25 protein-coding genes are annotated in these 22,336 nt (G+C 50.5%); 4 read left to right on the top strand and 21 right to left on the bottom strand.

Annotation, left to right across the window (positions count from 1 at the left end; translation table 11 throughout):
- Positions 1 to 80 precede the first annotated feature (80 nt).
- Positions 81 to 395: a DMT family transporter gene (locus PGL02S_RS05190; protein ID WP_036641804.1), complete on the bottom strand. Its 315-nt coding sequence runs from the start codon at positions 393 to 395 to the stop codon at positions 81 to 83.
- Entirely contained in the window at positions 395 to 742 is a 348-nt protein-coding gene (locus PGL02S_RS05185; protein WP_006211530.1) for a DMT family transporter, read from the bottom strand. Before PGL02S_RS05185 ends, PGL02S_RS05190 begins: the two co-directional genes overlap by 1 nt.
- 151 nt (positions 743 to 893) lie before the next feature.
- On the opposite strand from PGL02S_RS05185, the gene PGL02S_RS05180 reads away from it, so the two are divergent.
- Positions 894 to 1,760, top strand: coding sequence for a LysR family transcriptional regulator (locus PGL02S_RS05180; protein ID WP_036641801.1), 867 nt, complete (start codon positions 894 to 896; stop codon positions 1,758 to 1,760).
- Here PGL02S_RS05180 and PGL02S_RS05175 read toward each other — a convergent pair.
- The 15 genes from PGL02S_RS05175 to PGL02S_RS05110 form a co-directional block, all read right to left on the bottom strand.
- Positions 1,755 to 2,309: a GNAT family N-acetyltransferase gene (locus PGL02S_RS05175; RefSeq protein WP_006211532.1), complete on the bottom strand. Its 555-nt coding sequence runs from the start codon at positions 2,307 to 2,309 to the stop codon at positions 1,755 to 1,757. The two genes, PGL02S_RS05180 and PGL02S_RS05175, sit on opposite strands and share 6 nt — an antisense overlap.
- 139 nt (positions 2,310 to 2,448) lie before the next feature.
- Positions 2,449 to 2,883: an HAD family hydrolase gene (locus PGL02S_RS28690; RefSeq protein ID WP_254055895.1), complete on the bottom strand. Its 435-nt coding sequence runs from the start codon at positions 2,881 to 2,883 to the stop codon at positions 2,449 to 2,451.
- Complete coding sequence (locus PGL02S_RS28685) at positions 2,880 to 3,308, bottom strand: HAD family hydrolase (protein ID WP_244892293.1); 429 nt, start codon at positions 3,306 to 3,308, stop codon at positions 2,880 to 2,882. The genes PGL02S_RS28690 and PGL02S_RS28685 overlap by 4 nt, the downstream gene beginning before the upstream one ends.
- A gap of 64 nt (positions 3,309 to 3,372) precedes the next feature.
- Positions 3,373 to 3,654 (bottom strand): hypothetical protein, encoded by a 282-nt coding sequence (locus PGL02S_RS05165; RefSeq protein WP_036641799.1) that lies wholly within the window; start codon positions 3,652 to 3,654, stop codon positions 3,373 to 3,375.
- Between the two features lie 51 nt (positions 3,655 to 3,705).
- Positions 3,706 to 4,365: an HAD family hydrolase gene (locus tag PGL02S_RS05160; RefSeq protein WP_235187422.1), complete on the bottom strand. Its 660-nt coding sequence runs from the start codon at positions 4,363 to 4,365 to the stop codon at positions 3,706 to 3,708.
- 8 nt (positions 4,366 to 4,373) lie between these two features.
- Positions 4,374 to 4,934, bottom strand: a complete 561-nt coding sequence (locus PGL02S_RS05155) for a hypothetical protein (RefSeq protein WP_036641798.1) — start codon at positions 4,932 to 4,934, stop codon at positions 4,374 to 4,376.
- A gap of 22 nt (positions 4,935 to 4,956) precedes the next feature.
- The gene (locus tag PGL02S_RS05150; protein ID WP_006211537.1) at positions 4,957 to 5,361 is read right to left on the bottom strand and encodes an RDD family protein; all 405 of its coding nucleotides are present in this window, start codon (positions 5,359 to 5,361) and stop codon (positions 4,957 to 4,959) included.
- A 36-nt stretch (positions 5,362 to 5,397) separates the two neighbouring features.
- Entirely contained in the window at positions 5,398 to 5,709 is a 312-nt protein-coding gene (locus PGL02S_RS05145; protein WP_036641796.1) for a hypothetical protein, read from the bottom strand.
- Positions 5,710 to 5,975: 266 nt separating this feature from the next.
- On the bottom strand, positions 5,976 to 6,389 hold the full coding sequence (locus tag PGL02S_RS05140) for a VanZ family protein (RefSeq protein WP_036641793.1): 414 nt from the start codon (positions 6,387 to 6,389) through the stop codon (positions 5,976 to 5,978).
- Between the two features lie 24 nt (positions 6,390 to 6,413).
- Positions 6,414 to 6,890: an NUDIX domain-containing protein gene (locus PGL02S_RS05135; RefSeq protein ID WP_036641791.1), complete on the bottom strand. Its 477-nt coding sequence runs from the start codon at positions 6,888 to 6,890 to the stop codon at positions 6,414 to 6,416.
- A gap of 132 nt (positions 6,891 to 7,022) precedes the next feature.
- Complete coding sequence (locus tag PGL02S_RS05130) at positions 7,023 to 7,937, bottom strand: Gfo/Idh/MocA family protein (RefSeq protein WP_036641789.1); 915 nt, start codon at positions 7,935 to 7,937, stop codon at positions 7,023 to 7,025.
- Positions 7,938 to 8,321: 384 nt separating this feature from the next.
- Entirely contained in the window at positions 8,322 to 8,765 is a 444-nt protein-coding gene (locus PGL02S_RS05125; RefSeq protein WP_006211544.1) for a DinB family protein, read from the bottom strand.
- A gap of 41 nt (positions 8,766 to 8,806) precedes the next feature.
- The gene (locus tag PGL02S_RS05120) at positions 8,807 to 9,898 is read right to left on the bottom strand and encodes a winged helix DNA-binding domain-containing protein (protein ID WP_036641785.1); all 1,092 of its coding nucleotides are present in this window, start codon (positions 9,896 to 9,898) and stop codon (positions 8,807 to 8,809) included.
- A gap of 49 nt (positions 9,899 to 9,947) precedes the next feature.
- Positions 9,948 to 10,736 carry an ABC transporter ATP-binding protein gene (locus PGL02S_RS05115; RefSeq protein WP_036641783.1) on the bottom strand — a complete coding sequence of 263 codons (789 nt, stop codon included), beginning with the start codon at positions 10,734 to 10,736 and terminating at the stop codon, positions 9,948 to 9,950.
- A 145-nt stretch (positions 10,737 to 10,881) separates the two neighbouring features.
- Complete coding sequence (locus tag PGL02S_RS05110) at positions 10,882 to 11,226, bottom strand: hypothetical protein (protein WP_155984621.1); 345 nt, start codon at positions 11,224 to 11,226, stop codon at positions 10,882 to 10,884.
- 307 nt (positions 11,227 to 11,533) lie between these two features.
- On the opposite strand from PGL02S_RS05110, the gene PGL02S_RS05105 reads away from it, so the two are divergent.
- Positions 11,534 to 12,283 carry an MBL fold metallo-hydrolase gene (locus tag PGL02S_RS05105; protein WP_036641779.1) on the top strand — a complete coding sequence of 250 codons (750 nt, stop codon included), beginning with the start codon at positions 11,534 to 11,536 and terminating at the stop codon, positions 12,281 to 12,283.
- Between the two features lie 51 nt (positions 12,284 to 12,334).
- Here the strand turns inward: PGL02S_RS05105 and PGL02S_RS05100 are convergent, their stop codons facing one another.
- Together PGL02S_RS05100 and PGL02S_RS05095 are read right to left on the bottom strand one after the other, a co-directional pair.
- The gene (locus PGL02S_RS05100) at positions 12,335 to 13,279 is read right to left on the bottom strand and encodes an aldose epimerase family protein (protein WP_306765999.1); all 945 of its coding nucleotides are present in this window, start codon (positions 13,277 to 13,279) and stop codon (positions 12,335 to 12,337) included.
- A gap of 155 nt (positions 13,280 to 13,434) precedes the next feature.
- Entirely contained in the window at positions 13,435 to 16,773 is a 3,339-nt protein-coding gene (locus PGL02S_RS05095; protein WP_036641774.1) for a DUF5107 domain-containing protein, read from the bottom strand.
- Between the two features lie 165 nt (positions 16,774 to 16,938).
- Between PGL02S_RS05095 and PGL02S_RS05090 the strand changes: the two genes are divergently transcribed.
- Positions 16,939 to 17,832 (top strand): AraC family transcriptional regulator, encoded by an 894-nt coding sequence (locus PGL02S_RS05090; RefSeq protein WP_036641771.1) that lies wholly within the window; start codon positions 16,939 to 16,941, stop codon positions 17,830 to 17,832.
- A 68-nt stretch (positions 17,833 to 17,900) separates the two neighbouring features.
- Positions 17,901 to 18,386: a DUF3221 domain-containing protein gene (locus PGL02S_RS05085; RefSeq protein ID WP_036641769.1), complete on the top strand. Its 486-nt coding sequence runs from the start codon at positions 17,901 to 17,903 to the stop codon at positions 18,384 to 18,386.
- Between the two features lie 94 nt (positions 18,387 to 18,480).
- On the opposite strand, the gene PGL02S_RS05080 is transcribed toward PGL02S_RS05085, so the two are convergent.
- Together PGL02S_RS05080 and PGL02S_RS05075 are read right to left on the bottom strand one after the other, a co-directional pair.
- Entirely contained in the window at positions 18,481 to 20,592 is a 2,112-nt protein-coding gene (locus tag PGL02S_RS05080) for an alpha-galactosidase (RefSeq protein WP_036641767.1), read from the bottom strand.
- Between the two features lie 91 nt (positions 20,593 to 20,683).
- On the bottom strand, positions 20,684 to 22,297 hold the full coding sequence (locus tag PGL02S_RS05075; RefSeq protein WP_036641764.1) for an ABC transporter substrate-binding protein: 1,614 nt from the start codon (positions 22,295 to 22,297) through the stop codon (positions 20,684 to 20,686).
- Between the last annotated feature and the right edge of the window lie 39 nt (positions 22,298 to 22,336).

Genomic DNA, 22,336 nt, shown 5'->3' with positions numbered 1-22,336 from the left:
TAACACCAAACTCTATGTAAATTCTATATGCGAATCTCAATATCCTTCACAAGCTTTCGAATTTCTGTTCGATTGCAACGTCACGTTATCATCTTAAGACCGATGACTGAAGCCAGAATTAAACTAATGAAGAATACGCGCCGCCATTCCTTCGGTTCTCCAAACGCGAACATCCCCAGCAGTGTGCTTCCCGCCGTTCCCATTCCTGTCCAGATGGCGTAGGCGGTTCCCATGGAAATAAAATTCATCGCATACGTCAGCAGCAAGAAACTCGATCCAAGCGAACAGGTCAGAAACAAATAGGAGCCGAAGCTGCGAAACAAGGCCACACGTCTCAATGCAATGACACCCAGCACTTCGCACAACCCGGCGGCGATCAGAGCGATCCATTCCATCACAAACCACTCTCCTTCGCCTGACTATCCGTTTCCTTCGTAACGAGTTTAAGCCCGAGCACACCCGCAGCCAACATGCCAATCAGCAGAAGTTTGACCGGGTTTGCCTGCTCTCCAAAAACCAGAATCTCCACCAGTACCGTTCCGGCTGTCCCAAGACCCGTGAATATAACGTACACCGTGCCAATGGGCAGCTTCGCCGCAGAATCCAAAAAAACTTTAAAGCTGAATAAAATCGAGACAATGGTAATGAGCCACTGCCACCAGACATCGGAATGCTTCAAGCCGGATACCCATACCACTTCCAGCGCCCCCGCCAACAATAAAAGCCACCATTCCTTCTTCATCCTGCAACCACTTCCTTTCTGCTCTTATAATCGTGAACCTTATTGATTCGCAGTTGTGATTGTAATCTAAAATCGACATACCGTATAATGATAATTAATAATGTTGTCATCATTATTAGTGATGTCCGAAGGATGGAGAGGCGGCAGCTGTATGGAGCTTACGGATTTGAAGGTTTTTCTAAGGATTGCCGAGGAGGGGAACATCACCCGTGCTGCTGAGCAGCTCGGATATGTGCAGTCCAATGTGACGGCCCGGATCAAAAAGCTTGAGAATGAACTGGGTGTCCCCTTGTTCAACCGGCACTCCAACGGCGTGACGTTGACCGAGAAGGGGGCCACGCTCAGGGATTATGCGTGCTCCATTCTCAATTTGTCGGAGGAAGCCATTCGATCGGTACAGGAAACACCGTATCCCAGCGGCTGCTTAACCATTGGCGTTGTGGATACGGTTCATTGCGGGTACTTCATACAATCCTTGTCGGACTATCAAAATATGTACCCGGACGTCTCGCTTTCGTTATTGACGGGAAGCTCAGCCGAGCTAATCTCTCAAGTGCTGAACTACCAGCTGGACGGGGCCTTTGTAACAGGAAGTCTGCCGCCGAAAGTCGTTGCCGAATATGTGGATCAGGACGAGGTCAAGCTGTTAACGAAATCGAAGGAGCAGCCATTTCCCGATCTTGCCACAACAAAATGGGCCGTCGCCCCGCCCGGATGTCCGTTTCGAAGCACCCTTGAAAAATGGCTGTTAAGTGAAGGCATTCCGCTTACCAGGATGATCGAAGTGTCGTCGCTCGAAACTCAGCTCGGTATCGTGCGTTCAGGTCTTGCCGCTACATTGCTGCCAAGCTCCGTACTGAGCGGAGAATGTGCGAATATGGGCAGCTATTCCATACCGGAGGCCTATCGTCATAGCACAACAAGCCTGATTCGGCGGAACGACCGGTTCAGGAACAAGGCTTTTTCCGCTTTTGCCGAGCTGGTCAAGGTCAATTTTGAAATAAAGGAGCATTTATAACCGAATAATGGAGTAAACCAGAATATCCTCATAGCGCCCCTTCACCTTGAGATAATGGCGGAGCCTCCCTTCCAGCTTCATCCCGGTCTTCTCCATCACCCTATAGGAACCTGTATTATCCGGGTGGCATTTGGCCTCAATACGAACCAGCTGCAATTGGTCAAACCCGAATGTAATGACCCGCTCGATCACTTCCGTCATGATTCCCTGGTTCCAGAATTGATTGGACAATACATAACCGAGCTCCGCCTTGCGATGATCATTATCCCATTCAATGAAACTGCAGGTTCCGATGATAACGCCGGTCCCCTTGTGCTCAATCCCCCACGGCCCGACCTTCTGCAAGGTATATCGCTGCTGCACAAACTCCAAGAACCGCTGAGTGTCATCTGTCGATTGATGCGTATTCCATAAGGTATGTCTGGATACCTCAGGCACGGAGCAGTATCTGTAAATATCCATCAGGTCCCTTTGGGTGATGGGTCTTAACAAGGTTCTTGCCGTCTCCAGAATAGGGAATGGATCAAAAACATCTTCAATCTTTTTCATAAGCCCACCTCCAGATCAATAGATTTCTTCTGCTAGATTCATTCTCATTATTCGCCCCCAGAAAGTTCATATTCTAACCCTGTTCTGAATACTTCGGCCATCTGTATCTGACCCATTATCCGATGGTTGCATGTGTTCTTTAGAGAATGGTCTCTGTAATCGACATCTCCATCTGCTGCTGGATATAACGCGCCACGCCATCAAGCTCATTCGAGTCGATGATATGGTCGGCCAGCCGCTGAATGCTCTCATGCGCATTCCGCACCGCAATCCGGGTGCCTCCGGCTTCGAACAGCCCTACATCATTGATGTGGTCGCCGAACACCACCGTGTTCTCCAGATCGATGCCCATATGGGAGGACCATAATTGAAGCCCGTCTCTTTTGTTCGCTTTGGCATGGCTGAATTCCAGAAAATAATGGTTCGGGATATAGTAATCGGGCATCATATGCGCGTGAATCACATCCCCGAATAATTCCGTGACCTCGTGCCTGATCGGCTCCAATTCCTCATGTAATCCGATGTATGTAAGAGCTAATGTGCGGTAATCCGAGGGGCAAATCAAGAACTTCACTTCCATGAACCTCGGATCATGGGGACGACTATGGAAAAAAGCCTTCTCTCCCTCTCTTTGCAGCGACTCATGCAGAAGCCCTCCTGATGGTCCACATCCAATGAAAAATAGTAAGGAGTAATGCCATACTTCCTCCCAACGTCGATAATCTCATTCGAGATATCCCGCTCCAGCCAGTATCCATCTATAACGGAACGGGTCAAGCCGTCGTATATCAATGCACCGTTATACAGAATCGAGGGGTATCTCCAAGTGATGTCCGAGACAACGCTTAAAGCGCTAATATATCCGCGAGCTGTCGCAAACGTAACGACCATATCCTGCTCCAGCGCACTGGAGATAACCTCCGTTGTGTAGGACGAGAGTCTCTGATCCGATCGCAGCAGCGTTCCGTCCAGATCGGTAATATAAACTTTGTTCTTCATGTAGAAGCCCTGCCTCCTTCCCCGTACTGTTGGGTACAGATAAATTGCTTCATATTAATATGATTTAGACCCCAAGGATCAGATAACCCAGTGTCATATAAAGAACCAGAAATAACAATAACATCGAATGTCCAGCAATGGCTGTGATACCGATTCGCGAGAGACTGCCGCGATATTTGCTTACAAGCGCCAGCAGGATACCTACGGGCGACAACAGAAGAATCGCAGCGAACCATAGTCCCTGAAACGGACTGCCCGCCACAAACGGAAACAGGAAGCTGTACAACGTGAACAGCGTAATGCAGACAAATAAAACAAGAGACAAGTGGGATACATATCTTCTCATCACGTAACCTCGGTCAACATACCTGACAGAATGCCTGCCCTGCGAATGACCTCAATCCTTTCCTAGCGGCTGAAGAAAACCGAGAACTTCCCGTATATCCTGAATTTGCGCAAACGGAGCAACATCCATGCTGTTCATTTTCGCTCCGTCTCCACGATAAGCAATGAACGGCATTCCAGCACTCTCGGAGGCCTTGCCGTCAACCCATGCATCTCCCACAGACAGCCATTCCTTAGGCGACGTATGCGAAAAATGCTTTAGTACCTGCAGATAACCGTCCGGTGCAGGCTTCAATGAGCCCATGGCTTCTCTGCCGATAATAAGATCGAAATAATGAGCGATCCTGTTCTCGTTCAGTGCCGCCATCGCCGCTTCTAAAGCGTTATTGGTCACAATGGCCAGATGCAGCTGCCCGTGCAGCTGCTGGATGAGTTCCATGGACCCTTCCTCAAGATGGGCTCCGATCATCCCTTGGATTTCATGTTTTTTCGCAATATCCCACATCTCGCTACTCAGCTCTTCCGACAGCAAACCCGTGTTCATGGCTTCTGCAATGACGGTAGAGGTTGTGTGAAGGTCCAAGCTAAGACCTGCGGGCAACAATCGGTGGTCGCATAAAAATGTATAGATCTCACGTTTCATGGCTCCAAAATCAATGCTTGAATGCAGCAGCGTATTATCCATATCAAACACAATGCCTTTGATCATCATTTCGATATCTACTCAACCCCATTCATGGAAACTCCATCAATCGCAGCCCCTGCGGGCAGTCCTGATTTGGGGATGCTGATCAGAGACGTAATGCTGGCATCGCCGGGGTAATTCTTCGTGCCATCGCCCTGATGAGGTTCCAAAGTGATATAAAGGTGATTCTTATCGTTCCCTTTCTGTTCGCCAGCCATCTGAATCGACGTAATCCGAAACCCTTTGGACGTCGGAAGGAATCCCCCGCTAATCAACATATAGAATTCCTCATTCGTTTCCTTGAGTACCCATCCTCCGGGAGCCAGATGAATTCCATCCTCGTAAAGCTTCTCAATTTCCGGATCAAGGTGCTCTTCTGTGCGATACTCCCACGTAAAGTCTGGGGCGGTTTTGGAGTATAAGAGCTGAGAGTACGGAACTTCCCGATAATCGGCTTCTTGTCCCGGACGTTCTTCTTCGCTCACGCTTTCTGTATAAAATGACTCGCCCGACCTCTGATGATCATAACATCCCGAAGACAACGTCATGGCTACAAGCAGCGCAAACATCAACCTGCGGTTAATCCCTACTCGCATGGTTCATAATCTCCCTGTTTCCCTAGTCGTGTACAACTTCCGTACCCGCAATAAAATCATGAAGGGAACGCTTATCCTCACGCAATGCCACCATAAAAATGCTCACAATGATTCCGATGCCAAGCGTTAACGCATACACGATTCCTGCTACGAGGTTTCGGAGCAGCATCGTTCCAATGCCCGGCGGCTCAAGAAAATCGAACTTTCGAATGCGAATGCGGCATATGCGCTTCCCAATGGTATAACCATTCCAATACACCGGCACTAGAAGGCCGTATAGAGCATAAATCAAATTACTGATCGGCTCATTCTCATAATCCCCTGTGATTATGCCTGCAATGATGGATAAAGGAAGTCCAATAATCAATCCATCCAGAATATTTGCGCCAAGTCGGATCCAAAAGCCAGCCACTTGGTTGTCGTTCATCCCATTCCCCCCTCAACGTTAAGAACCTCAAACAACTCAACGCTTTATTTTTTGAACCCTTCGTTTATCATTAGGCTGATCAAATTCTCTCCAGTTGCTCTTGATTTTTCTGAGATCCTGCTCGTGCCATCGACGAATCGTAGGCCCCATGAAACACAAAATACCGATGGTCAGGCTAATTATACTTAATATCAACGGTCCTCTTCCTACATAACTTAACATCGCCTCATACATCTCTTTGTTCCATGACGAGACATTCGATCCGAATATGGCAGCTGCGATATACCGGGTTCCATACAAAAAGGCGGATATGCAGATAAATATCATGCCCATCGTTTTATGATTCATAGGTGTTCAGTCCTTCCTTATGATAACTGGCCTGCTCTCCATGCTTGATAAAAAAGCTCTCTACACCATCCTTTAGTCCTATGTACACTTTATGCCTCAGTCAGCTTGCTGAACACAGAATCTCTCACGGATGCCTTACCTTCCCGCACATATTTCCCCAATCCCTGATATCATTGTAAACTCCAGCTTCTCATCGAACAATCACCGTAGTGAAGCCGTTCTGCTCCTTATCATAAACGATCGGGTTTTCTATCTAAAATATGCCGCTACCTGGCTCTCCATTTCATACTGATACGCAGCAGCCCGTAACCAATCGTAGCCCCTAGCGAATTCAAGATAAAATCATCGACATCGAAGCTCCCTCTCCGTGTGATCAGCTGTGCCATTTCGAGCAGGAACAACCCGATTACAAAGACACCCAGCATCTTCAGATAACGAAGCCGAAACAGGAGCGGGAGCAGCACGCCAAAAGGCACAAACACAGCGATATTCCCCATAATATTAATGATCGAGCTCGTCGAGCGAACAGGAAAATAGGTGACCATCGTCGAGAACGGAACCAGATTATAGCTGTATTCATGACGTACGGTCCGGCCGAAGCCCCAGAGCATCCAATAACCCAGCAAAATGGTGTATCCGATTAGAAGGATCAAGGCGATCATTTTATAAGGTGATTTCATTTACGTTCTCCCGGTTCGTCTGGCTCATACATATTTATCCAACATATAATCCTCAATGATCTCGATATTTCTACGCTCCTGAGCGTACTGCTTGATGTGATTCCTGATATTAGGATATAAAATAATGCCGTCAAGCTGGCTAAGCGGTATCCATTTCACATCGGATTGATTCGGATCCGGCGTAGGTGGAAGTTTAGGGAACGCCCCCTCTAGCGGATAACATTCAAAAATGATATACAACGTATGAATATCCGATATGTTATGGCGTACTTGCTTATGCGGGGCATTTTCATACACAAACGCGACAGGTCCTGCCTCAGCTTCCAACATGGTTTCCTCGTACAATTCTCTCAAGGCGCCTTCCACAATCGACTCTCCCGGCTCGGCTCCTCCCCCGGGCAAATTATAATGGACTCCGTTCTCGTCATCATATTCAACCAATAGAATCTGCTCGTCCTGAAAGACCAGGGCCGTCGGTCTCACCCGGATATGATATGTCACGTATCCACCTCTCTCTGCTAAAAACTTGGGGCAAACGCCCTTGGTCTGTCCATCATACAATTAGCGGTACCGAATAGGAATAGGTTCTACTGGAAAGTACACTAACGGACATCGACATATGTCATGCCTATGTTACGCCATGTTATAACCATCCAGCCTCACCGTTTCTCCGGTTTCGCGGGAGACATTCGCCGCCTCCAGAAAACGAATGATCTCCAGAGTTTCAGATAAGGGAACACCCGATACACCTGTCGTGAACATCTGCATGATCTGGTCCAACAGACTCGCGTAGTACGGTTTGGAATGCTCCATGATGTCCACAAAACTGCTGACCTCTGTACGATGAATGGTGATCCCGAAGCGATCATTGCCTGCACGATTGCCACGAATCGTCCCGATTCTCCCATCTTTCCAAACTGCTGTTAATACGTCATGGAACTCCGTTGCAGCAGTATGTACACTTTCGCACCCTGTACCGAGAACTCTGTACAGCATCTCAGCCTCGTGAATGCCATACCAGAACAATCCCGGCTGTGTGGGCTGAAGGGGAAGCGGTCCCGCGCAATCTACCCCGATGATATCCCCTTCCCCGCAACGGGCCAGTTCATCCTGAAGCCCTTGGGCATACCGAAGGGACGAGCTGCTCATCACCGTCACCTGAAACCGCTCGGCCAGTTCGATCATTTCCTTGGCATCCTTACTTGTCACCGCAAACGGTTTGTCAATAAATACCCGTCGGCAATACGGAGCAATCGCACGAAACAAGGATAAATGCGTCCTTCCGTCAACCGCTACCAGCATCACGGCATCGACTTGTTTTGCCACGTCTTCCGGACGATCCAATATCTCGGTTCCCCATGCAGCGAGTTCCTTCGTATATCCCTCCACCCGGCTCATGCTAAGCTCAAAGTCCGGCGACCCACCGGGAAAAGCTGCCGTTATCCGTGCGCCGGGAACGTAATATGGATGGTCTGTGTCAAACAGCATTTTCGAGAAAATGGAGACATGCGATGTATCCAAACCAATCATACCGATCTTTACTGTCATGAGTTTATCTCCCTCACCTTCAGGTTGAATATGATGCGCAAGCCTTGCCATTGCCCGTGTTACGGGACGAGATCCAGCAGCGCTGGAGCATATGCCTAGGCATTCACTCCATCATATCACCCCTGTTGTCTAATGGACGCAACTTTAATTCGTCTTTTAATCCAGGCTTGCATCCAATAGAAACAGACTGCCCCCGTCCGATTACAGACGTTGACAGCCTTCTTAGGTCGAGCAATAAATGCTTCGTGCAATTGAACAACGGGCAATCGCTCCATGCCTAAATCCAAAACGTTAACAACAACAGATCCTAAGGCTGCACATTCAGCGCCTGAACTTACAAGATACCTTCCATTTATCATGTGCACGCTAACCCCGCGGCTGCGGTTATGCCTCGATTTGTTCCAGATGATGAATCAGATGATCCACATAATCGTTAAACAACCACTCCAGCGTAACCTCCGTTTTGTCCGGGAGCACGCACTTTTTTTGAAAATCGGAGGTCTCGGCTGCTCGCATCACTCGCAGAATCATCCGGTTAAGGTGCTGCCACAGCGACAAAACTTCCGATGGATCATACTGATTCTGGTAATCGTGCACCTGAACCCAGTCGTTCTGTGCGTACCCCTGAATGGCAATGGGATACTCGGACAGCAAAATTTTCACGAACCGAACATGGTTATGAACCGCCGAGTCGCATAAATGGCCCAGGATCTCCTTTTTGGACCATTTATCAGGCGAAAGCTTCAAATTAAATTCCATCTCGCTCGTGGCGGTTACAATCTCCGTCATGTCAGCAATTAATTCGTCCAGCTTCAATATCGATTCCATGTTTTCTCTTCCTCCTTAAAAACTCCTCTCGGCCAACAAGCTTAGAGAGATTGATTCAGTTCTGTTCTTGTAAGCGGCAGTCCCATAAAATCGCTATAATCCTTGGCGGCTTCCATGAACTTCCCTTCCAGATCGCCTATCGGTGCGAACGGGTTTAATGTGATTTCGATGCCGCTGCGTTTGATCTCCCGCTTCCACACGCCGACGATTTCCCCGCCTATGACCATCAACGGTTGAAAAACCCCGTTGCGATGGGGGGCGATCTTGGGATCGTGCTCGGTCTCTATGATTGCGCTGCGGTCTTTGTAACCCAAGTAATATTCATCGAATCCCGGAAGCAGAACAACCGAATGGGTATCCCCAGACACCGGCGGACCAGAGGCTGAAACCCAGTATTCCGTACCATGCACATGGACAGATCGAAGCTCGGGTTTAATCATATCCAGGCCCCGTCTAGCTTCTGTCAGCGTCAGACCGCTCCACCATGCAAAATCCTGAATCGTTGCAGGCCCATGACCAGTAAAATATCGAAGCGCAAGCTCCGTCAATGATTCTTCGTATGTAAGCTCTCTGGAATTGCGTACCCATTCGTCCAGCAGCACGAAGGTTTGCTGTTTGCCTTCAAGCGGGCCGAAGCAGATCATGCCGCTTCGCCCCAAATACCCAAGAATATAATAGCCGCGGCCATTCTTTGTGCTGATTCCCGCTTCCTCCAGCAGCTCCATCAATCTGGGACGGGAGACGGGCGTACAGTCCTTCATGGCTTCATACAGAACATTTTTACATTTGTTCATGGTGGCTGCATCCAGATCAAGCTCCGTTTGTTTTTTCTGGTCGTTGGAATACAGGCGCGATTCTGTCAGCTTCACCATCCATTTAGCATCCTCAGCCGGTACGAAGAATATCGTCCCGCGCATCGGCCAGGTCAGCACAATCTTGCGATCCAGCACCGCCTGCTCCACATCATACAGCCTCGCAGATTGCGTACGCAGCCCGATCCCCCACACTGCCTGATGATAATCCTGTGCCTGCACAGCCCCGAGTCCTCTGACTGCTGCCTCCGGACTCTCATACTTCGTGCCTGTTATCCGCTGATTGAACAGCCTTGGATCCGATATGATTTGACTTGGCACCCCATCCACTCCCCCTGGTCATGAATATCGCAGCGTGCTCAACACCTCTTTATTTTAAATCCGGAATGGACATCCAGGCACGATCATTCTGCCAGCTCACCTCTACCGGTGTCTCGAAGAACGAAGTCAGATTGTCGCTTGTCAGCATATCCTTGGAAGGCCCCTTGCCAAATACACTGCCCCGGCGAATGAGCAAGGAGTGCGAGAAAATCGGCAGAATCTCTTCAATATGATGCGTAACGAACAGCAAAGTCGGTGCATCGGGTTTTGATGCCAGTGCAGTGATACTCGACAGCAGCGCTTCCCTCGACAGAAAATCAAGTCCGTTGCAGGCCTCGTCCAGAATCAGCAGTCTTGGGGATGCCATAAGCGCACGGGCGATCAGCAGCTTCTGCTTCTCCCCTTGCGAACAGGTTTCATAGGTACGGCCCAGCAAATGGATGCAATGAAAATCCTTCATCAGCTGCTCCGCTTGTTCCCGGTCCGCTTCATCAACCTTCTGGTATAAACCGATCGATGCATGTTTACCGCTAATCACGACATCGAGCGTAGACTCGCTGGGCCGGATTCTTTCTTGCAGAGAGGAGCTAACCCAGCCTATCGATTTACGCAATTCTCTTAAATCCACTCTGCCAAAAAGATTCCCGAGCACCGAAACAGTCCCGCTAGTCGGCCAGATGTACCCGTTAATCATATTCAAAATCGTTGTCTTGCCGGAGCCATTCAGCCCAAGAACCGCCCAATGCTCTCCTTGCTGTACCGTCCAATCCACGCCTGTAAGAACGGTCTTCTGTTCCCGTCTCCAGGTTACATTATTCAGTTCAATCGTCGTGTTCATTGCTGTTCCTCCCCTTTTTATTCGCTTGGTCGCCGCGTTTCTCTTTTCAAGGATTATACCAGCAATTACATATTCCTCAATAGTTAAATGATGTTAGGTTAAGTGACGCAATGGGGTGATAAATGACTGATACAGCCTTATTGCGCTACCCAGCATGGTTACGATCCTTTAGCATTTGTTGGATTTCCTCCAGAAGCTCCGTATTTCGAAGCATCAAGTCTTCATTTTGTTTCTTCGTTTCCTTATTTCGTTTAGCGCTATCCAAAACGAGCATAAAGCTGATCGCGGCCGAACAAATCGTCAGACCTTCAGCTAATATGGTAAGGTCAATTCCTGAGTTTAACCCCTCTACAACTCTGAACACGCCGATAAAGAATAAGATTGCAAGCACAACAAGAGAAAAACGGATCATTTCCTTCCGATTGAGCAGCAGTTCTGTTTTTTGTAAAACGTACACTAGCGGTTTACCAAGTATTTTCAAGCCATCCACGTACGCCTTTATGATAAAACTTAACATTCGTTTCTCACTTTCTTTGGACATCGCGTATTCTATTATCCCCGATATTAAAATAGGCGAAGTTATTACTAGTAATTTAAATATGGAAACAAGCATCCAACAAACTCCCCATTCTGAAAGCAATCACGAAATAAATATTGACAAATTAATTTATATATGTTATGATAAAATATTTACTATTTACACAATTATATTGATTTGATATTCTACTTCTGCTTAAACTTCTCTGGAAGATGAAATAGGGATAGGTGATATCCCTTAATAGTGGAGGTATGTAGATATGCTAATCAATCAAGGCATCAAAATGCTGGAAATTTCCGCCGCGATGATGGGAAGAATCGAAACGATCCATCCGACATTGATATGGGATCATCAGAATCTGGTTCTCATCGATACCGGCTATCCCGGACAGTTCGCGCTTATTCAGGAGCAGCTATCGAGCTGCGGAGTATCCGTTCAGGATATAACCAAAATCATTATATCACACCAGGATCTGGATCATATCGGCAGTTTGCCGGATGTAATTCGTAACAGCAACCGCACACCTGAAGTGTTCGCCAGCGAAATAGAGAAGCCTTACATCGAAGGGGACAAGAGACTTGTCAAATTATCTCCTGAGTCCATAACACAAGCGCTGGCTTCGCTTCCTGCCGCCGTTCCGCCGGAGTGGAAGAACGCTTTTAGGCATACTCTTGAGAACCCTCCCCAAGCGGAAGTGAACAGTATCCTGCACGATGGCGAGGAACTTCCGCTAGGTGGCGGCATCATAGTTATTCACACTCCGGGTCACACCCCAGGTCATACCAGCTTGTATCACCGACCGAGCAAAACCTTGATTGCCGCAGACGCAATGAACGTTAGAGACGGTCAGCTGCTGGGACCGGACCCGGCAGCCAGTTCTGACTTGGCGTTAGCCAAGCTTTCCTTACAGAAGCTCACTCACTATGATATTCATAACGTGATCTGTTATCATGGCGGCTTATATACCGATAACCCCAATCAACGAATCCGTGAATTATCTTACGAATGAAATCGTGAAAGCATCCTCACTCAAGAGCAAGATATCCTATTTCTTCAGCCATCATATCCAGCAAATCTCAAGATACCACGTATACGTGCCGCCCGCCGGTACCTCCGCTGCCGCCTGATGACCCATCGCATACGAAAGGTCGTCAAGCAGCCCCGTAGCAGGCTCAATCGCCAGATGATACTGCCCTTGGTAACCGCCATAGTTCGCCCACACCGATAAGTACGGCACCTTCTCTGGAGGGAACATCAAGCGGATGCCTTCTTCAGTCCGGGGATCATAGAGTGAAACCTTGCCCTCGGGCAGCTCTCCCGCAAAATAATATTTCTCTGCTGATTGCTCATGCCGGCTGCAGGTTCGATCCAAGCGGATATCCACTCTCTCCTCCAGTGGCTGCGGCCATTTCAGGACATCGCCGGTTATGCCCAATCGGCCTTGGGCGGAATACGATACAATCATCTCGGTCAGCTCTTCGGGAACCATCATCTCCATCCCCTCTTCAATCTGAAATAGCGGATGGGCCGCCCATAAGAAAGAGAACGGAAATTGGCTCGGATTGCAGACTTCATAATCGATCCGCAGGCAGTCCTCGCTGGCGAAGGAATATCTTTTGCGCAGTTGGTAAGGCATTCGGATCCCCTGTACGCTGCAATGAAGCTGCTCTTGCTCGCAGTGAACCGCCCACGGGATGGACCATACCTCGCCGTGATCCGGGAGCTCAGTTCCCTTCCATGGGAATGCAGGGTACCGGCATGTATTGATCGTCGGAAACATCTCATCCCAGCCGCTGCCGTCCCGATCTCCGAAGGAGCTTGCATATTCGTTCGCTTCCAGCTTTCCGGCTGGCTGCGTCAACCACTCCCGTCCGGTTCTGCAATTGCGGAGCGAGATTACCCTGCTTCCCAGTTCAGGCACCATAACCAGTTCCATAACCCCAGTGCTTCCTGTCCATACCTCATATCCATCCAGCTTCCCTTGGCTCCAGATCAACATGGTCATCCTTCTTCGTTCCTTCCATATAACCTTTGAAAAACACAACACAAATGCTCAAGGACCGTATACCATACGGTCCTTGATTTTGTACATCTTTGCGTATTGTCCCTTCGCACACATGGCGAGTAGCACGGGCACACCTGGAGGGCGTCCGAACACAATTAGATGGAAGCCGAGCACAGCGCCAAGTGTTGCGCCGCTCCTTGATGATGAGGCTCCAGCTTGAGCGCCTGCCCCAAGTGCTTCTCAGCATCCTGCCGTTTATTTAGGCCGAGATAGCCAAGGCCCATCATATAATGGCAGTGAATCTCGTTTCTTCTGTTCAGATCCTCGTCAAACACGAGGAAATCCGGCAGCGATACCGCAAAATAATCGATGCTCTGCGGCTCGAATATATGCTTCTCCCCGTAATCAATCAGCTTGTTGAAGCGACTCCGCGCCTCAAGCTCTCTGCCCAGCTGTCTTAGCCCGGCCCCTTGATAAAAAATCATGTGCGGCGGCTGATCGTTATAATACAACGCACTTGTCGGTTCATCCAGCCCTTCGGATGCTCGCTGGAAGTATATCTTCGCCTCTTCCAGTCGACCAATACCTTCGTACGCACAGCCTAAATAATAGTCGATGTTATTCTCTTGCGCGCCCGTGAGTTTGCCTTCATTGATGTTGAGCGGATACTGCTTGGCTGCAAGCAAATGCGTCACGGCTTCCTCATATCGATGCTCCATCAACAGGCCCTTCGCGAGCTCTACCCGAGCCAGTACGTATTGCGTCGGCACCTTACCCTCACCGCCCTCCCATGGATGGAAGTGACGTTTCAGAATCAATGCCAATGCCTCCTCGTAACGATTCAACGTGTTGTGCAGCGTAATATACTCCAGATATAAATCGTCGCGCAGCTCTACCAGCTCCATGTGCTCCTCCATCGCCTTCAAGCGATCAGCCGGGGCATGCCCTAACTTCTTATACAACTGGTCCAGCTCGTAGAAGACTCTGGCATCCGCCGGGTTCAGCGAGAACGCGGTTTGCAAGGATGCCAGCGCCTGGGCGTGGTCCTGCCTTTTGTTATAGTAAGCCAGCGCCAGATTCCGCTGCGGCGTAGGGAAGCTGTCATCCAGAGCGACTGACGCTTCCCAACTGCTTACGGCTTCCTCATAGCGCTTCTTGTCATACAGCAGATTCCCTAGGTAATACAACGCCTTGGCATCATCAGAATGAACCTTGAGCGCTTGCTTCAATGTTACATAGTCATATAGGGAATTCGGGAAGCAGTAGGACGAATCGGCCGCAGAGGCCATTCGATAAGAGGCGGATGCCTCTTCCTCTTGGTTCATTTTCATGTGGTAGCTGCCCTGATAATAATGAACCATCGGATATACCGCAGGACTGGTACGGCGTTCGATAAATTTGAGAATGTCCAAGGCATCGCCATACTGCCCCGCATCCGCATAATCCTGGGCAAGGGCGATATAGTGGTGCGGATCGTCACGCATAAGCTGGAAGAGCGACTCCAAAGTACGCTGACTGGTATCCTCTTGCTTCTGTTCTCGATATACATTTACCAGCTCATTTCTCGCACCCGCATCCATCGGATCCAGCTTGATGGTTTCCTGAAGCCACAGTTCCGCTTCGCTCAAGCGTCCCAGCCTTCTTAGGATGATGCTCTTGAGATGGCGCGCTTTGTAATTCCGGTACTGGGCAGCCAGGGATCGTTCGATTAGCTCGAACGCCTCCTCATACTCCTGCTTCTCGCAGGCAATCTGCGCCAATGCCAGATAACCCGCACCCTGCCAGGCTCCCGACCAGACAGACTTGTAAAAATAAGCGTATGCTTCATCAAGACGCCCCTGCCATTTCAGGGCTTTGCCCAAATGGTAGAACGGCTCGCTGTCATACGGACGTGCGTTATGGCGAGTCAAGGTCTCGATGGCTTTTTTGAAATAGGCTTCACTCTGCTCCAGGCAGCCCCTGCGCAGCAGCAGCAATCCGTAGGCGTTGTTCAGCCTCACATCCCCCGCATCGCGCCGAAGTCCGTCCGTATAGTAGGCTTCCGGTTCATAAGTGGCGTGCCGGTACTGTTCCAGATGCTGCCCTGCCAAGTAAAGGGCCTCGGTATTCTTCAATTCCTCCGGTGCACTAATCGCTTGGGCCGGGTCCGGAGTTCGCTCCAATCCGCGCGGCTTCGGTCGGTAGGACACCAATTCGCTGCCGTCCGCAGCAATAACCGCAAGCCTCAAATTCTCTTCATTCACATCGTGATCCAGCTCGATCACGCTCTTGAAGGTATCGGCAGGGGACAGCTTGACCTTACGGTCCAAATACGTCCGTCCCCCTCCCGTCAATAGAATGCGAGCCTCTTCCCTGACCGAGGTGGCATAGGCATGTACAACCGCCTGCTTGCCCTGGACTTCCAGGTTAACAGCCGCATCGATGGAAGCATTCTTCACCATGCCGATGTTTTTATACGGCATGAAGTACTGCTTGAAGCTCTTCTCCTCGTAAGGCGCGAGCCAGGTGAAATCCGGCTGGTTGTCGGTGTATACGCCGGTCATAAGCTCGATGTACGGACCGTCTTCGTCGGTCAGATTGCGGTCCCAGGCTTGGCCGAACTCGCCGTGACCCCACGTCCACTGTTTTTTGCCGGGGGAGATATGTTTATTGGCGACATGCAGAATTCCCGCATCCAAGCTATGATCATACCCGCCCACGAAATTGTAATCCGAATGATAGGCCATATAGGAAGTAGGTACCGGGATGTTGCGGTACTTGGAAATGTCCACGCCTGCGGAATAGTCCTGCTTATAGTAGGTGCCCGTCGCAATCGGGAACTTCGACACATCCCGTTTCCCATGGTCGAACACCGCATGAACATCCGGCGGGAATACGGACTGGGTGTGATCGTTGACGGCCACGGCCGGATTCGCCCACCAGAGAAAGGTCTGCGGCTCCGAGGTGCGATTATACATCTGCGCATGAATTTCCAGATAAGCCTTCCCCGGATAGAGCGTGAACCCGGTGGACACCTTCGTTCCGTACATTCGATCGATCTCGCCGACCCATACCGTTTGGCTGCCGTCTGGATTCCCTTCCAGCCTCCAATTCACTTCCCCATAGGTGTTCGGACGGTGATGCTGAGGCCAGTTGAATTCAATCCCCCCGGAAATCCAGGGGCCGGCAAGTCCAACTAAAGCCGGTTTGATCACTTGATTGTAGTACACAAAATCATAGTTGTTGGTTTTGTCGATGGCCCGGTAAATCCGCCCGCCAATCTCGGGCATGATTTGGATCTGGACATAATCATTCTCCAGGAAAATGATTCGGTAAGGCTTGGGCACCTTCTCATCGTGAATTTTATCAATGACAGGCAGCGGATATACTCTCCCCGAGCTCCCCTGATATACCCGTTTCTCCAGAAACATGGGGTTGCGGTCCGGCTTGCCCACCTCATACGTGGGGATTTCCACCGTCTGCTCCCATACCCTTACTTGCGATGGCTGTGTCATGATCATCATCCCTTTCGATTTCGTAAACTCCGCTGCTTCTGTTTCTATCTTAGTAGTCAGAGTTCACAAGAGCCATTGACGATCTCATGTTCATGATGGATTATATTCTGATTTTTCATATTCCACACGGTTGACAAACACCAGACCCCGAATCATAGTAGAACTATGGATACCTTACGAAAACCAGACGGATTTCAATCCCAGAAAATTATCGTCCTGCCGGATCGTATTATGCAAGAAGCTGCCCGGCATCCGCTTGTTCAGCCTCTGCATGTGACGGACATCGGATATTTCCCGCGTGCGCTTCATCACTATCGGGAGCGTCCGGAAGGCAGCGGGGCTTACATCGTTATGTATTGCGTGGAAGGAGAAGGCTGGTGCCGGATGAACGGCCATAAAGTAGTCCGGCTTCTTAAGGGCCAGGTGGTTGTCATTCCGCCGGGTACTCCGCATGCGTATGCTTCGTCGGAGCAGCATCCCTGGAGTATTTACTGGTGGCATATGAAAGGGCAATCTGCGGGCGATTATTACGAAGGCTTCAGCGACGCCGCGGAACCGGCGGTCATTCCGGTCGATCAATCGCGGCGAATGGTGGAGCTTTTCCAGGAGAGTTATGATCTGCTGCAAAAGGGATATACGCTGAACCATATCATCCATGTCTCGCAATTGGCGGGCCACCTGGCGGCCATCATCCGGCTTGCCCGGCTTCAGCCCCAGCATGGCCTTCAACTGCCGCACAAGCACGATCTGGACGAGACGCTGCGCTTCATGACAGAGCATCTGGAGCGCAATGTGAGCCTGAAGGAGCTTGCGGCTTACGCCAATCTGTCCGTCCCTCACTTCACCTTCCGATTCAAGGAAGCGACGGGTTATTCCCCGATTGATTACTACCTGCGCCTCAAGATCCAGCTTGCTTGCCAGCATCTGGACCTGACCGGCCAGAGCATCAAGGAGATCAGCCACCGGCTCGGGTTCCAGGACCCGTACTACTTCTCGCGGCTGTTCAAAAAAATCATGGGAAAGTCCCCTTCCGATTATCGGGATACCCGGAAGGGGTAGTCTCGTCGCCACCCAATTCGATCTTTACCACGTCTACTAGCCCTTACTATTTTCAGGAGGAAAAAGCGATGAACAAATCTCTGCTTGTCTTCATGATATTGGCTATCCTTATCTGTGGTTGCAGTAATAACAGTGATAGCGCGGATCAACCTGAGCCTGAGTATATCGGGTATGTCGTTCAACAAGAAGAGAACAGGATCTTGGTAACCCATTACGATGAACAATCCGAATTAAATGACGCGATTTGGATAAGAACCAAGAAAAATATAGCGTTAGGTCAAAAAGTTTCCATTGAACTCGATGGCGGCATCGAAACCTCCTATCCTGCCCAAGCTTCAGCTAAGAACATAGATATCATCAAAACCGAACAGCCTGAAGCATCCCGACTCACTCAGCAAGAAGTAATTATCAGGACATTGGATCACTTTAACACGATCGGATTGCCGTTTGTTAAATCGATTCATTATTCCGAGGCGAAGAATGTTTGGACCGTTGTCATGCTTGACGGCCAATCCGATGTAGTGAAGGATATGGAATATACAGTAGAGGGCTAGCGACGATAACATTGCCGTTAGCGTAGAAGTCAACGGCAAAAAAACGCCGTATCGTCTATAAGACACACGGCGTTTCCGTTCCGGTAGACAGCATCTATTCTTGAATCTGTATCCGATAAACCAAGCTGTCAAAATCCCCGCGCAAGGGCAGCTCAATTCCGATGTTCATCAGAGCCCTGCCACTCCACTCGCCCTCCACTCCCTCAATAGCATACGACTGATCGGCTTGCAGCCCTGTAAGCCGCAATCTTGGCAGCGGTTCGCCCAGCTTCTGGCTGTGCAGGAACGCAAACAGCACATTGTCGCTTCCATCCTCACTGCCATATTGTACGGCCGTTACCCCTTTATGCTGAAGCGATGACAACCGATACTGGCTGCCGAATTGGACCAAATGACGAATCGATTTATACTGCGAGACATACGCGGCCGACTGCTCCATCAGCTCATCGCTCCATTCATTCAGGTTTGCGCCGATACCGAGTGTCCCCATCATGGCGCTGTGGAAGCGGTACTTAAGAGATACTTCTCTCTTGTTCATGCCGGTCGGCGACTCGGTTACCCAGCAGGTCATCATCCGCGGCGCATACGTATACGAGAAGCCCTCCTGAATGCTGTGGCGGTCAAAGGCATCCGTATTATCGCTCGGCCAAGATTGGTCGGCATAACGGAAGATGCCGAGGTCGATACGTGCCCCGCCTCCGGCGCAGGTTTCGAATGCCACATGCGGGAATTTGCGCCGCAGCTCCGCCCAGATCTCGTACAGACTCTGTACGTGGCGAATCCAAATCTCCTTCTGGCGGTGCAGCGGATGATCCTTCATTCCGGGCTCCGTCACCGTCCGGTTCATATCCCATTTAATGAACTTGATGTCATGCTTCTCCAGCAGGTCGGTCATAAACTGCAGAATGTACGCCTTAACCTCCGGCTTGGACATGTTCAGCAGCAGCTGATTGCGAAGCTCGGACCGCTCCCGTGTCGCGAAATGGTACACCCAATCCGGGTGCTCACGGTACAGATCGCTGTCCGGATTGACAGCCTCGGGCTCCACCCAAATCCCGAATTCCATTCCGAGCTCATGTACCTTGTCGATCAGCTCGCTCAGGCCGTTCGGGAATTTCTCCCGGTTCACGTACCAATCGCCCAGCCCCGCTCGGTCGTGATTCCTCTGCCCGAACCAGCCGTCATCCACAACAAACAGTTCAACGCCCATGTGTGCCGCTCGCTCGGCGAGGGCCATCTGATCGGTGGCGTTCACATCGAAATACGTCGCTTCCCAGGAGTTATACAGCACAGGCCTGGTTTCACCACTCGGCAGCACGTCCGAATACTGGTACCGGTGCAGCTGTCGGCTCATCCCGCCGAAGCCGCCGCTGCTGTACCCCCCAACGAAGCAAGGGGTATCAAAGGTTTCACCTGCTCCGAGTACCCACTCGCTGTCAAAATCATGAATGCCTCCGGTCACACGAACATGATCGAACACCGTCCGCTCCGCCGTGATTCTCCAGTTCCCGCTCCAGGCCAACGCGCCGAACCAGACCTGCCCCTCCGATTCCGTCGCCTGTCCGTTATCCATCGCAAACCACGGGTTGGCATGGCTATCCGTAAAGCCTCTGCGGGATTCCAGCACCTTCTTCCCTTCACTGAGGAAGGTGTTCCGAAGCTGGAACTCCCCGGACCATTTTCCCGTCACATGCGTGAGTCGGTAATCCGCCAGATACGGCATAACCCAAGCGGCAGACTGCACGTTTTCCAGAACGATATCCGTCTCGCCGCGGTTCATGATCCGGGCTGTCCGCTCGATGAGGTCATGTTCAGGGATTACCCGGTATTCCAGCTGGACCTCAAACGGATACACGTCGTCCTTCGTCGTGATGACCAGGGCTTGCCTGCCATCCCGCTCCACCGTTTCATGCCCGGCATAACGAACCGACAGGTCGCGCACGCCGTCAGACATGCGGACCTTCAGGCTGGGCTCGCTGTATTTGACTCCGCCCCAGAAGCTGTATTCCTCTACCTCCGAATGCACTTCCGCGTCGAACGAGCTATGTGATCTCGGCTGAAGCAGCCGTGCCGCATCTTCCACCCCGACAGGCTGTCCCCAATACAGATGCTGCAAGCTGCCTTGGTCGTTAATCCCGAATAGATAAGTGCTGTGATGGGTCTGAATGGCAAAGACCCGATGCAACTCTTGATATTGAATGGTCACTGAATATCATCCTTCCGCTGCGCATTGATGTTGGATCATAGAGCAAAGGGGAGCCAAAAGACGAAGCATCTTCTGACTCCCCTCAGCACGATTATTTATCCCATAATTGTTGACGTTGGTTGTAGTTGTCCGTATAGATCTTTTCCAGCTTGGCGAGTCCTGCTGCCTCAACCTCTGCCATCATCTGGTTATAGGACTCCACCACCTGATCCTCGGAAGGCGACAGGGCCATCTTCAGAAAATATTTATTGATCGTATCATTCACCTTCGTCTCCATGATGGCCTCCGGCGTTCCGCCTGCAGGTCCCAAATTGTCATAAGGTGCCGTATCAAAGGACGTGTCCGCCAGATTCTTAATCGCCAGATCCGTGACCGGATCGGTTTGGTAACGGCCCATCAGGTCATACGGGGTACCGTCCTCGCCGGGACCGTTCTTGATCATCCAGGTCCACTTGCGGATACCGGTCGTACGAGAGGCCTCGTCCCAGTTCTTCTTGAAAGCATCCAGCACTTCCTGTCTTGGCACATGCTTGCCGTCCTTCATATCCCAATGCTCGCCCTCAACCCCCCACATCAGCAGGTACTGGCCTTCCTCGCTGGCGAGGAAATCCAGCAGCTTCATCGTTCTGACCGGATCCTTGTTGGAGCGGCTGATCGTGACCCCGTCCCAGCCCAGAGAGCTCTTCGGTCCGTAGGTTGTCTCTTCGGGCTTCACGCCCGGGGCCAGCACTTTATATTGATAGAATTGGCGCTCGTCCTCGGTGGCCTTATCGGCGGCTTCGGTTTTGAGCAGCGCATTCGCATTGCCCACATTCCACAGCGCTTCCGCCGTGGCAAATACGTTGCCGTTGCCCAGCTTCTGCTCGTACTGCTTGGTCTTCATCGTGGCCCATTCCTTATCGAGCAGCCCCTTGCGATACAGGGAATTCAGGAATTTAACCATTTCAAGGTAGCGGGGATCGCGAATGTCCTTCTTCAGCTCACCGTTCGTTTCGTAATACGGCATGATGCCGTACATCCCTTTGAAGCTGCCGCTGACGCTCCCGATATTCTCGCCATTAAGTGACATCGGAATGCTCTCTTTGCCGTCGATGGTCGGATATTTCTCTTTGAATTTTACCAGCAATGCCTCGAATTCTTCCGCCGTGAACGGCTCCCCATTGTCCATCTTATCGCCGACGCCGAGCTCCTTCATGATGTCCTTGCGCATCATGAATCCGAACACCGGGTACTGCTCCAGGCCGTACCAATTGGAGAAATAATAATTGTTGCCGTCCTCGCTTCTCGTTTTGGTCAGCGTATCGCCGTACATTTTCTGAATATTAGGTCCATGTTCTTCGATCAGATCATTCAGCGGAATGACCGCACCGGAGGTAATATATTTGTTCATGATATCGCTTCCACGACTCATCAAAATAACATCGGGAAGATCGCCGCTGGCCAGCATCAGGTTCAGCTTCTCTACCGGATTGCCCGTAGGCTGCTGGATTTCAACCGTGACCCCCGTCTTTTCCGTAATCACTTGCGCAACCGGATTGGTGAAGGCATCCCCCGTGTTTTGGTCAAACCAGGTTAACGTAATGGGTGCGCTGCTGTCCCCTTCCGTACCGCTGTCTCCGCCCGATGCCGCCTTCTGGTTGCCGCCGCATGCCGAAAGCGTTGTCATAACAAGGGCTGCTGCCAGAATCAATTTTAGTTTCTTCATACCCTGAACCCCTTTCTAAGGTCGTCATATTCATGTGAT

The organism is Paenibacillus glucanolyticus NBRC 15330 (assembly GCF_004000885.1).
GTDB lineage: Bacteria > Bacillota > Bacilli > Paenibacillales > Paenibacillaceae > Paenibacillus_AQ > Paenibacillus_AQ glucanolyticus.
This window is presented reverse-complemented; position numbering and strand designations above follow the sequence as displayed.